General features: G+C 67.0%; 10 protein-coding genes. 3 read left to right on the forward strand and 7 right to left on the reverse strand.

Annotated elements, in window-relative coordinates; genetic code table 11:
- Positions 1-45: 45 nt before the first annotated feature.
- The 4 genes from BMZ17_RS15370 to BMZ17_RS15385 all read right to left on the reverse strand — a co-directional run bounded on the left by BMZ17_RS15370 (position 46) and on the right by BMZ17_RS15385 (position 3610).
- The gene (locus tag BMZ17_RS15370; RefSeq protein WP_254775372.1) at positions 46-1449 is read right to left on the reverse strand and encodes a transglycosylase SLT domain-containing protein; all 1404 of its coding nucleotides are present in this window, start codon (positions 1447-1449) and stop codon (positions 46-48) included.
- 32 nt (positions 1450-1481) lie between these two features.
- A complete protein-coding gene (locus tag BMZ17_RS21185; protein ID WP_093140220.1) occupies positions 1482-2174 on the reverse strand; it encodes a hypothetical protein in 693 nt (230 codons plus the stop codon).
- A 224-nt stretch (positions 2175-2398) separates the two neighbouring features.
- Positions 2399-2731 carry a hypothetical protein gene (locus tag BMZ17_RS20990; protein WP_139202951.1) on the reverse strand — a complete coding sequence of 111 codons (333 nt, stop codon included), beginning with the start codon at positions 2729-2731 and terminating at the stop codon, positions 2399-2401.
- Positions 2732-3163: 432 nt separating this feature from the next.
- Positions 3164-3610 (reverse strand): DUF1345 domain-containing protein, encoded by a 447-nt coding sequence (locus tag BMZ17_RS15385; protein WP_254775374.1) that lies wholly within the window; start codon positions 3608-3610, stop codon positions 3164-3166.
- Positions 3611-4217: 607 nt separating this feature from the next.
- Here BMZ17_RS15385 and BMZ17_RS15390 point away from each other — a divergent pair.
- Entirely contained in the window at positions 4218-5111 is an 894-nt protein-coding gene (locus BMZ17_RS15390) for a porin family protein (protein WP_093140228.1), read from the forward strand.
- Positions 5112-5185: 74 nt separating this feature from the next.
- On the opposite strand, the gene BMZ17_RS15395 is transcribed toward BMZ17_RS15390, so the two are convergent.
- Positions 5186-7420, reverse strand: coding sequence for a penicillin acylase family protein (locus BMZ17_RS15395; RefSeq protein ID WP_093142202.1), 2235 nt, complete (start codon positions 7418-7420; stop codon positions 5186-5188).
- A 287-nt stretch (positions 7421-7707) separates the two neighbouring features.
- Between BMZ17_RS15395 and BMZ17_RS15400 the strand changes: the two genes are divergently transcribed.
- Positions 7708-9018 carry a putative bifunctional diguanylate cyclase/phosphodiesterase gene (locus BMZ17_RS15400; protein ID WP_175485634.1) on the forward strand — a complete coding sequence of 437 codons (1311 nt, stop codon included), beginning with the start codon at positions 7708-7710 and terminating at the stop codon, positions 9016-9018.
- Between the two features lie 187 nt (positions 9019-9205).
- Here the strand turns inward: BMZ17_RS15400 and BMZ17_RS15405 are convergent, their stop codons facing one another.
- Entirely contained in the window at positions 9206-10132 is a 927-nt protein-coding gene (locus BMZ17_RS15405; protein ID WP_217645823.1) for a LysR family transcriptional regulator, read from the reverse strand.
- A 136-nt stretch (positions 10133-10268) separates the two neighbouring features.
- On the opposite strand from BMZ17_RS15405, the gene BMZ17_RS15410 reads away from it, so the two are divergent.
- Positions 10269-10667 (forward strand): RidA family protein, encoded by a 399-nt coding sequence (locus BMZ17_RS15410; protein WP_093140240.1) that lies wholly within the window; start codon positions 10269-10271, stop codon positions 10665-10667.
- Between the two features lie 33 nt (positions 10668-10700).
- Here BMZ17_RS15410 and BMZ17_RS15415 read toward each other — a convergent pair whose 3' ends face one another.
- Complete coding sequence (locus tag BMZ17_RS15415) at positions 10701-11810, reverse strand: aldo/keto reductase (RefSeq protein WP_093140244.1); 1110 nt, start codon at positions 11808-11810, stop codon at positions 10701-10703.
- Positions 11811-11906 lie beyond the last annotated feature (96 nt).

Below are 11906 nucleotides of genomic sequence, written 5' to 3' on the forward strand. Positions count from 1 at the left end.
GCACGCCCGACGGCGTGCCTTGTTTCATCCAACCACGTGATGCGCTCAGCGCCCCATGCCCTGCGCCTGCGTCTGTGCCGGCTGCGCCTGCTCCTGCGCGAACTGCCGGTTGAAATCCCCCAGCTGCTGCGAGCTGGCCTCGACGCTCTGGCCGGTCGCCTGCGCACGATCCACGTAGACGCGTTGCGCAGCGGGATCACCCAGCTGGCCGTGCACGGCGAACACGCCGGCGCCATCCGGGCGCGCCACGATCGCATCGACCTGCGGCATGCCCGACACCTTGCTCTCGAACGTCACCTGCCCCGCGGCATTGGCCAGCTCCTGCGGGTTCTTGAACATCGGCTGCAAGCCCGCCTGCGCCCGCTGCGCTTCCAGGCCCTGCAGCTTCTCCATCACCTGCCCATAGCGGGCGTGGTCGGGATGCTCGGCATCGGCCAGCGTCGGCACCTTGGCCACCGAAGGTGATTGCGCCGCGGCACGCTCGGGCGCTGCCGTCTCCTGGCCCCTGGCCTTGAACGCGGCCTCCAGCGCTTCGAGTGTCTTCGGCCCGGCCTTGCCGTCGACCTCCAGCCCTTGCTGGCGCTGGAATTCCTCGACCGCATGCCTGGTGTTCTTGCCGAAATCCGCGTCGGGCACCAGCGGCTTGCCATCCGCGCCCGTGGCACCTAACCCCGCAAGCTTCTCCTGCATCGCCTGGACCGCCGCACCGCCCTCGCCCTGCTTGAGCACGCCGTCGGCCATGGCGTCGCGGGCCGGAGCGGGCGCACTGGTGCCCTGCGACGGCTTGACGCTATTGCTAGGCAAGCCCTGCTCGGCTTCTTGGGCGTAGTGGCTGTACTGGTCCATCTTCTGACCCATGGCCGCATACGAATCGGCGATGCTCCGGCTGCCGTCGCCATACAGCGAGGGATTGCCCGCGATCACCTTGGCGCTCAGCACGCTGTCCGCGCGGGCATTGGGGTTATCACGCAACGCCTGCAGGAAGTTCGGGCCATCACCGGTGCCCAGGTTATGCATGGCATACACATTGGCAGCGACGTCGCTGCCACCGTATTGCGCGGCGCGGTCCACGTTCTCGCGGGTGAATTCGGCCAGCATCGCCGCCTGCAGCCTGGTGTCCTGGCGCAACCCGGCGGCGTTGGCCTGATCACGGGTCATGTCGGCGGCACCCTGCACGCCGTACTTTTCCCCGTATTTGTTGATCATTTCCTGCCAGGTGCCGTTGAGGAACTGGCCATAGCCATAAGCCGAGGACACCGCCATCGTGCCGTCGAACTGGGTCACGGTGTTGTTCTCAGGATCGGTCACCGCAATCGGCCTGGCCGTCGGGTTGAAGCCCGATTCGAAGGCGGCGATCTTCACCATCACCCCCACATCCACGCCTGCTTCCTTGGCGGCGGCTTCCAGCTCCTGTCGGTGCTCACTCCAGCGCTCGTCGATCCTTGCCATCTGCATGTCTCCTTACATGTCGTGCCGTCGAATCACGGCGTCCAGGGGTAGACGCCCTTGCCGGCGTCGAAGGGAATGACCTTGCGATCCACCGCGGCCTTGCCGCCCGTCCGAGTTACCACCAGCGGATAGAACCCGGCCGTTGCCGCTGCCTGCGCATCGACTTGCAGCGCAAGTTTTCCGCCGTCGCTGCCCGTGTCGGGGATCGTTGCGACCTGTTTGAAGGTCTCGCCGACCGGCGCGGTCAAGGTCTCGCGTATCACCGCGACGCCTTGCCAAACGCCACCTTCGCTGGCCAGCCAGCCGTATAGCCCTGGGCCGACCTGCTGCAGCCGTGCGTCCCGGCAGCCGCAATCGCCGGCCTGTCCGGCATCGATCGCCGGGCTGGAAGCAATCGCCTTCCACTGGCCATCGGCACTGAGCGAAGCAGCCATCAGGCCCTTCAAGCCGGGATCGACCTGCGAATAGCTGTCGGCACTGGGATCGCTATAGGCCAGCAGATAAACCTGTGCGCCATCTGCGCCGGCGACCACCTGCGGTGCGGCTGGCTTCATGCAGTAGTCGAGCGTGTCGTTGGGCGTCTCGAAGGCGTGGGTCCAACATTGGCGAGCCGTGTCGTAATGGCTCGCGCCATAAGCGGCATCCATCAGGCCCTTGACCGTTGCCTGCACCACCTGCGAATCAGCAGTTGGCAGCGACGCGTTGGCCGCGGGCGCTGGCGGCACTGAATCCGCTGGCGCTGACGCGGCTGCCGGAGCGACCGGCTCGGACACCGCCGGTGCCGCAGCGGGTTGGCTGCACCCAACCAGGGGGACGAGCACGCACAGCGCAAGTGCCGAAGCCAGCCCGTGGTGTCCGCGTTGACCTGAGTGTTTCATTGCGACTCCTTTGTTATGTCTTGGTCCATGCTTTGAGAGCAGGCCTCACCTGCCCAGCGCATCAATGTCATTCAAGGGACGGCACCAGCGGAGGCGCCAATCGGATCAGGCTCCCACCATTTCACCCGCAGGCCTGCCGCCTGCCCGCTGGCGCGCCAACCGTCTATCGCGCCATACGTGGAGACAGCCAATGTCTGATCGTTGCGATGGAAGTGCATCAGGCAGTGCCCATCACCGCTGCACGCACTCAGCTCAGGCAGGTCCTCGCACACTTGGCAGCGATCCGGGCTGTCCTTGCACTGTTCGGCGAAGTCGGCGCCCACCACATTGGCCTTGCATTGCGCATCCACTTTCGGCAGCCAGCCTTGTGCGAGGACGATGCGGCGCAGTTCAGCGTAGGGCATCCCCTCGGTCAGACGCGCTTCGCGCTGCGTGGCCTGATCAGGCGCTGCTGGCGATGAAGCCTCGGATGTCGCTGGAGTCGGTGCTGGAGACGTGTGAGGCCCAGCGGGAGGCCCATGCGGATTGTCGGCCACAGGCCCCGGCGGCGCCGGCTGGCACCCGGCCATCAGCGACAGCACGCCTAGGATCAGCACGCCTGATCGCCGACTCATTGAAAACGCCCGCTCATTTCCATAGGCAGTACCCGCTCCTTGATTCCATGCGTTCCCGCCTGCAGGCGAGCCGCGCAATGGAAGGCGGACTTTAATCCACCTCGCGTTAAGCCATTCGTTGTGGAATACCAAACGAGCGCCATTCAGTGATGCATATCACGCCCTTACATGCGGTTATCGCGCGCCATGGTCGGTCGCGGTGTCAGGAGTTCTCGCGCCTGATCACGCCTGCCCCGCCAGGATATTCACTGTCACCGCGATGACGAACATGTTGAAGAAGAACGCGATCACGCTGTGCATCAGGGCGAGGCGGCGCAGGGTGCGGCTGGTGATCTGCACGTCGGAGACCTGGAAGGTCATGCCGATGACGATGGAGAAGTAGGCGAAGTCCCAGTAGTCCGGCGGCGCCTTGCCCGGGAAATCCAGGCCGCGGTGTTCCTGCCCGTAGTCGCCATAGAAGCCGTGCGCGTAGTGCAGCGCGAACATGAGGTTCATGAAAAGCCAGGACAGCACGATGCTGCTGCCGGCGATCGCGATCGAGGCAAGCCCACCGGACTTGCCGGCCATCAGTTCGGTGCCCAGCGCCAGCATGAGGATCGCGGTCAGCCCGATGGTGCTCCACAGGATCGCCCAGCGGCCGGCGTCCTGGCGCTGGGCGACTTCGCGCATCTGGTCCGGATCGGCTGGTTGAACAGCCAGCACAGGCCAATCAGGAACACCAGCGCGCCCGAATCGAAGCCAAGTAACAGAGCCCGCGGCCACGCCATGCCGGACCACAGCAGGCTGGCCCCCACCACGATGAAGACCAGCGCTGCCAGGCTCAGTCGCGGCCGCGCGGTGAAGGCCTGGACCGGACGCCAACGTCGCCGGCGCGGCGATCGGCCGTGGTGGTGCGCTTGGTCGTGCATCGCCGCCCTGCCTGTGCTCGCCTGTGGGTCAACGCGCGCCACTGACATCCAGCGGTCACGCGCCGCAGGCGATCATAAGCTGCCAAGGCGTCACAGATGCGGCTTGTCCTGCCGGTTTCAGGGCGCTCGCATTCTTGACAGCCGATGACACACAGGACAATGTTCGTGCCTGCAGTCAGGGGGCTGTTTTCCGGTGCGCATGGGGTTGCGGGCCGGGCATGTCAGGAGCGGCGCGTCGTAGGACGACGGCTCCTTCCGGGGAAACCACATGCAGCACCCTCTGATTGCGCGGGCGCCAGCGCCCAGCGTGCGTTTCTGTGCATGACGCAGGGATGCGGGACCAACGGATGATGCACACAGGGAACGCCATGAAGAAGACCGCAACACTGCTGCTGGCCTGCACCGCGCTGGGCCTGGCCTCGCAGGCCGCCGCGCAGTCGATTTCCCCGGCGTGGGACGCGTACCGCAAGCAGCAGAAGGAACGCCAGCAGCAAGCTGGCAACGTGCCGGCGCTGCCGCCGATGGCGCCCGTGCCGACCAAGCCGCGCGAAGGCTATGCCACGCCGCTGCCGCCCACGGCCGATGGCACCGCGCAGGTCGCCGCAGCCGCGCCGCAGCCGGCCTCGGTCACCGCCTTGCCACCGCCTGCGCCGGCGACCCCGGTTGCGCAGCAGGCCTCGGTTGCGCCAGCACCGCCTCCGCCGCCGTCCCGTCCGCGCAAAGAGAAGCCCCGCATCGACAGCGGCGCCTTCGTCGGCGTGCAGGGCGGCAAAGGCTGGGTGTACGAAGACATCGACCAGAGCATGTGGGGCCTCAACGGCGGCTATCGCTGGCGCGCGGGTGCGGTGACGCTGATCGGCATCGAAGCCGCCGCGGGCAAACTGGATCGCGTCAGCGACCACGACGGCTTCTATGCCCCAAAGGTGGACTTCTACAGTCTGGGCGGAACCGCACGCTTCAACTTCGGCCGCAACAGCCCCTGGTTCGCGGTCGCCCGCCTGGGTTACTGGAGTGGCGAAACAGATATCGAACGGGAAGCCTGCTGTCGTTCCTTCGGCGGCTATAACTACAGCTATTACGAGAGCAGCCGCGAGCGCGTCTACGGCGCCTACGCTGGTTTTGGCATCGGCGTCGATCTGGGCCGCCACGCAAGCCTCAACCTGAACTACACCGGGTACGTGTACTCCAATAGTTATTATGATGAGGATTACGAAGTGAACTACGCAGACACCGTCAGTTTTGGTGTTGAAGTCCGCTTCTGATTGATCCGCACGAACATAAGAAAGGCGGCCTTCGGGCCGCTTTTTTTTGTTGGGCACTTAGGAGGCGACCGCACCTACTCCCCCGGCCGATACACCCGCTCGGTGTGGCCGGTGAGCTGTTCGGGCCAGAAGTAGACCTCGCGCAGGTTGCCGGTGGTGTAACGCTCGGCCTGGTCGTTGAAGTGTGGTGAATCGAGATGGCCGCTTTCACCGCCGGCGGTGATGGCGCGGGCGCGGACCTTGGGGCCGAACTCGACCACGGCCACGAAGCTGTTGCCGCTGGTGCCGTAGTAGCGCTTGGTGCCCGGCCAGCGATGCGCGCCGAACGAGGCCAGCGAGCCCCAGCGCGAGGACACGAACGGCACCGGGAGGCTCGGCTTGGCATCGTCGAAAGGCTGCTTGATGTCGCCGTTGATGCGCTGGAAGCGGTTGATCTCGCCCCACGGCACGCCCCAGCTGCCGAAGTCCTGGGTCAGCCGGTTGGAGGCTTCCACCAGCGCGTTCAAGCGCATCGCGGGTCCGGCGCGCTGCGCCATCTTGTCGTAGATCGACAGGCCTTCGGCGGTGTCGGCCTTGCTGACTTCATCCCACAAGGTGTCGCCCCAGAACACCGCCAGCGAAGTCGGCATCGACGCCACGCCCCAGCGATAATCCCAGTCGCGCAACAGCTGGATCTGCCCGGCCAGCTGCGCACGCAGCGGATCATTGGCCGGCAGCGCGTCGTAGTCGGCGACCAGCACCGGGATCTGCCGTGCGAACGCCGGCAGATACGGATCGAACGCCGCGGTGATCAGCGATGGCAAGGTCACATTCGCAATCCCGGTGAGCAGGCGCGTGGCATGCAGGCCGCGCGGATTCTCGCCAAAGGTGTCCATGTAGCGCGGGAAATCGGCCTGCTTCGGGCTGTATTCGCCTGCGGCCGAGTACGGCCAGTCGTTGGTGTTGAACGCCCAGCCGTTGGGCGGATTCACCGCCTGCGGCAACTGCTCCAGCGGCGTCAAGCCCTGCCAGTCGGTGGCCGGGTCTGCACCATCGACCGGCTTGGTGTAATCGAAACGGTTGTCACGCCTGGGGATGAACTGTGGATGCAGGTAGGCGATCTCGCCCTTGTCATCGGCGAACAAAGTGTTGTTGGAGGAATTGGCCTTGAGCTGGGCGACCTTCATGTAGCTGGCGTAGTCGTCGGTCTTGGTGCGCAGCCAGCTCTGCTGCAGCGCCGGCACCGGGGTATTCATCAGCGCCATGGCGATCCACTTGTCGTCCAGCGTGCGCACGATCGGTCCGTGGTGGGTGAAGTAGGCGGTGAACGTGCGCTGCGCTATCGCGCCGTCGGCGCCCTTGTAGGGCACGGTGATCTGGCGCGTGCGCACCGGGCGCAGCGCAGTGCCGTAGCGATAGAACAGCTTGCCGTCCTGGCGCACGATGGTCTCGGCAAACTCATCCACCACGTCCGCGCCGGTCGAGGTGTGCATCCAGCCCGCGTGCCGGTTGAAGCCCTGGTAGACGAAGAACTGGCCCCAGGTCACCGCGCCATATGCATCCAGCCCCGCCTCGCTGGACATCTGCAATTCCGAGCGGAAGAAGAACGAGGTGTGCGGATTGATCAGCAGCAGCGCGTGGCCCTCGGCGGTGAGCTTGGGCGCGATGACGATGCCGTTGGAGCCGGTCGGCTCGATCCAGCTCGGGCGCAGGTCGGCCAGCGCCACCGGCGTGTCGTCGGGCTTGCCGTAGAAGGCCTGCAGGTCCTTGAGGTCGACGCGTTCGATATCGCCGCCGATGCTGCCTTCGGTGAAGGACAGCGCCATCCACGGCTCGAACTGCGTGATCACGCGTGGATGCACGTCCGGATGCGTGGCCAGGTAATAGTTGAGGCCATCGGCCCAGGCGTCCATCAGTGTCTTAAGCCAGCGCGGGCTCTTGGCGTACTGGGCCTTGAGATCGACCGGATCGATGAACAGTTTCTGGCGCAGGTCCAGCCACACCTGCGATTCGCCCTCGGCTTCGGCCAGGCGGCCGAGCGAGAGCAGGTAGTTGGTTTCGACGCGGTTGAAGTCGTCCTCGGCCTGCGCGTAGATCATGCCGAACACCGCATCGGCGTCGGTCTTGCCGCGTACGTGGGCGATGCCCCAGTCGTCGCGCGTGATCGTCACCGCCTGGGCCTGGCGCTGCCAGCGGGCCAGCTCGGGATCGGCGGCGCGGGCCTGCGCGACACCGGTCAACAACAAGGCGACGAACACGCTGCAAACAGCGCGATGGAGCCGTGCGCGGCGGACCGGCGCGTGCACGCCGGCAGACGAATGGACTGGCATCAACGAATTCCCCGTGGCGGTGAAGGCCCGCATGCGATCAGCATGGCGGGCGCCTTGGAGTGTTGCGCACCGGCGCGCGCACGCCAAGACCAAGGTCGCCGACAACACCGCATCAATGCGGCGCCGGCGCCTTGCAGATCAGTCGGACCAAAGGCCACCGATGCTGTACAGGTCTGGCCCGCACGGGGAAAGGATCACACCAGCGCGGCCGTACCATCCGGGCACGGAATGACGGGGGATGCATGCCGCAACCTGCGGGCGGGAGCCTTGGCAATGGATCCGCCGATGTGCGGCGGGCACGCCGTGCGCGACAGCTGCTGCTGGCCACCGGCGCGATCATGCTGGCGCTGGGGCTAGGCTGGGGCATGTTCTTCCTGCTGAAGGGCGTGCGCCTGGTCGCGTTGTGCGAACTGGCGCTGATGCTGCTGGGCGCGGCCGTGGTGGTGAGCGCGCTGCGCGAGCGGATCCGGTTGGCGGCATGGCTGGCCTTCATCGGCCTCTTCGTGTTCGTCTGCCTGTTCTCGGCGCTGCTGGACGTACAGACGGCGCAGATCCCGCGCAGCACGCATCTGTTCCTGCTGGTGCTGGCCGCCTGCGCGCATTACGTGTTCCGCAGCGAGGCGCCGTGGCTGCGCTATGGCCTGGTGGGCCTGTTCCTGGCCGCCTTCGTCGTGTTCGCCGCGATGCCGCAGGGCATCCCCGGCCACGACGCCATCGCCGACGACGTGCGCCGCATCGGCATCTGGGTGAATCTGCTGACGGTGGTGGCGAGCCTGCTGGTGGTGCTGCACCTGCAGGAAAGCGACAGCGCTGCCCATCGCGCCTTGCACCGCGCGTTGCGCGATGCCTTGGCCAGCCGACGCTTCGTGCTGTTCTACCAGCCGCAGCGCGATGCGCAGGGCCGCATCGTCGGCGCCGAGGCGCTGCTGCGCTGGCGCGATCCCAAACGCGGGCTGGTGGCGCCGGGCGACTTCATCCAGGCCGCGGAGGACACCGGCTTCATCCTGCCGCTGGGCCAGTGGGTGCTGGCCACGGCCTGCCAGCAACTGCGCCAGTGGCGCGCGCATCCGCGACTGGGCCAGCTGCAGCTGTCGATCAATGTCAGTGCGCTGCAGCTGCGCCAGCCGGACTTCGTGCCGCAGGTGCTCACCGCCCTGCAGCACGCCGGGATCGAAGGCCACCGCCTCACCCTGGAGCTGACCGAAAGCGTGCTGCTGGACGACCTGCAATCGGCCGTGGCCAAGATGCGGGCCCTGCGCGCGGCCGGCATCCAGCTCTCGCTGGATGATTTCGGCACGGGCTATTCGTCGCTGGCCTACCTGCGGCAGATGCCGCTGACGGAGCTGAAGATCGACCGCGCCTTCGTCGCCGGCATCGAGACCGATCCACACGCTGCCAGCATCGCGCGCAACCTGCTGCGGCTCGGCCACGACCTGGGCATCGACGTGATCGCCGAGGGCATCGAGGAACATGCGCAATACGCCTACCTGCGTGACCATGGTTGCACGCGCTTCCAGGGTTACCTGTTCGGGCGGCCGATGGAACGCACGGACTTCGAAGCCCTGGTGGACGCCGCGCCGCCATCGCCGATGGACTGAGCAAGACGGCGGCGCGCGCGATCTACTCCATCGCGATGGTGTTCGGCACATCGAGCGCGATGCGGGCCACGCTTTCGTTCTCGTCCATGCGCCTCGCCCGCGATGACGGAAGCAGTCCCGGTGTCCGATGAAACCACCCAGGACGCCAGGCATGCCGCGCACGCGTCATGGAAACGTGCCCCGGCGATCAGCGCCCTGCGCGCCACGGGGGCAGCGGATCGAACTGCTGCATCAGGCGATCCACGAACGCGCGCGTCTTGGCCGGCACCAGGCGGCCCGGTGGCAGCACGACCTGCACGCTGCCCTCGTGATCCAGCCGCCAGTCCGGAAGCACCCGCACCAGGCGGCCGTCGGCCAGCTCCTGGCCGACCAGCCATTCGGGCGCCGGGATGATGCCGGCTCCGTGCAGGCACATCACCAGCAGGCCTTCGCCTTCGTCGGACAGCACCGGCCCGCCGATGCGCTGGATCACCCGCGCCTTGCCCTTGCGCAATTTCCATTCGGGCCAGAAGCGCGCCTTGGGCATGCCCAGGCACACGTGACGGGCCAGATCTTCGGGCCGCTGCGGCGCCGCGTGTCGCGCCAGGTAAGCCGGCGCAGCACACAGGACCGTTTCGAACGTGGCCAGCTGGCGGCTGACCAGGCTGCTGTCCACCAGCGCGCCGATCCGCACCGCGGCGTCGAAGCCTTCGGCCACCAGATCGACATAGTGGTCGCTGTGCAGCAGCTCCAGCTGCAGCGCCGGATAGTCATCGAAGAATCCCGGCAGCCACGGCGCGATCCAGCGTTGAGCGAACTCGGCCGGCAGGGCCAGCCGCAGCACGCCCCGCGGCGCGGCCGCGGCCTCGGTGACTTCCACATCCGCTGCCGCCAGTTCGCCCAGGATCACCTGCACGCGCGCCAGATAGCTGGCACCGGCTTCAGTCAGGGTGACCTTGCGCGTGGTACGCGCGAGCAGACGCACGCCGAGGCGGCTTTCCAGCGCGTCCAGTCGCCGCGAGATCACCGAGGCGTCGCGCCCCAGCGCGCGCCCGGCCGCGGCGAAGCCGCCTTGCTCCACCACCGCGGCGAAGGCAGCGATCTGTTCCCACTGGGCGCCGCTTCTTTCCTGCATGAGCTGCATGAGTGATTTGGGTCTAAGCCGGATTATCGCCTGCCAGCGCAGCAACTAGAGTGAAGCCCATGCCGTCGGTGGTGCGCGATTCCCGCGTGCGCCTTCGGCGCTTTCCTCAATCGCTCAAGGAGTTCCCATGTCTGCACGTGACGTCGTGTTTCCTGCCGGTCGGCAGGACCTCTACAACATCAACCAGTACTCGCCGGCGATCCGCTCGGGCGATCTGCTGTTCGTCTCCGGCCAGGTCGGCAGTCGCGAAGACGGCTCGCCCGAGCCGGACTTCGCCAGGCAGGTGCAGTTGGCCTTCGACAACCTCGGCGCGATCCTCGCCGCGGCCGGCTGCAGCTTCGACGACATCGTGGATGTCACCAGCTTCCACACCGATCCGATGCAACAGTTCGAGACGGTCAACGCCGTGCGCACGCAGGTCTTCGGCCAGCCGCCATACCCCAACTGGACCGCGCTCGGCGTGACCTGGCTGGCGGGCTTCGACTTCGAGATCAAGGTGATCGTGCGGATTCCAGCGGCAGGCTGATCGCGCGGTGCGGCGTCGGCGTGGCGCACGCCTTCAGCGCGCGCGCCAGCCCTCCACTGAGGGCACGCCGAACACCATCTGCGGCGGCAGGTCGAAGATGAAGTAGGGATTGATTCCCGGCGGCTGGCTGGCCGCATCCAGGCGCTGCTGCTGGTCGGGCGTCAGCACGACATCGAGCGAGGCGATGTTCTGGGTGAGCTGTTCGATGCGACTGGCGCCGATCAACACCGAGGATACGCCGGGGCGCTGCGCGACCCAGGCCAGCGCGACCTGCGCCAACGTGTGGCCCGTCTCCTCGGCCACGCCGCGCAGCACGTCGACGATATCGAAGTTGTGCTCGGTGAAGAGCATCCCGCCGAACGGGTTGTCGCCATGCAGGCGTCCGTCGTCTTCGGCACGCGTGCTGTCGGCGGCCTGGCCTTCTGCGGGCAGGCCGGGCGAGCGTGCGGTGTGCGCCAGCATCTCGCGGCCGTACTTGCCGCTGAGCAGGCCGCCGCCCAGCGGGCTCCACGGCACCAGGCCCAGGCCGAGCGCATTGCCGGCCGGCAGCAGTTCCAGCTCCACGCCGCGATCGAGCAACGAATACTGGTACTGCAGGCCCACCGGCATCGGCAGGCCATGCGCCTGCGCCAGCGTCGCCACGCGCGCCACGTACCAGGCCGGCGTGTTGGAGAAGCCGTAGTGCAGCAGCTTGCCGGCGCGCACCGCGTCGGCCAGGGTCTGCAGCACGGCTTCGGGCGGGGTCACCCGGTCCCAGACGTGCATCCAGTACAGGTCGATGTAGTCGGTGCGCAGCCGCGTGAGCGATTGCTCCAGCGCCAGGCGGATGTTCTTGGCCCCGTTGCCGCCGGCATTGGGATTGCCCGGTGCGCGCGGGAAGCCGGACTTGGTCGCCACCACCAACCTGTCGCGCACGCCGGCATCGGCCATGAAAGCGCCCAGCAGTTCCTCGCTGCGCCCGCCGGCGTAGAGGTCGGCGCTATCGACGAAGTTGCCGCCAGCGTCCACGTAAGCATCGAACACCGCGCGCGAAGCGGCTTCGCCGGTGCCCCAGCGCTGCGCGCCGAAGGTCATCGTGCCCAGCGCCAGCGGGCTCACCAGCAGGCCGGAACGGCCCAGGCTGCGGTAGTGGGTCAGGTCCATGGGGATCTCCTTGGGATCAAGGCCGCGATTGAATGCGCGGCGGGTACATCCAAGGCTATGGCCCATCGACGCCCAGGATTAGCCGTTGCCGCGCGC

This window comes from Pseudoxanthomonas sp. GM95, from assembly GCF_900109775.1.
Lineage (GTDB): Bacteria > Pseudomonadota > Gammaproteobacteria > Xanthomonadales > Xanthomonadaceae > Pseudoxanthomonas_A.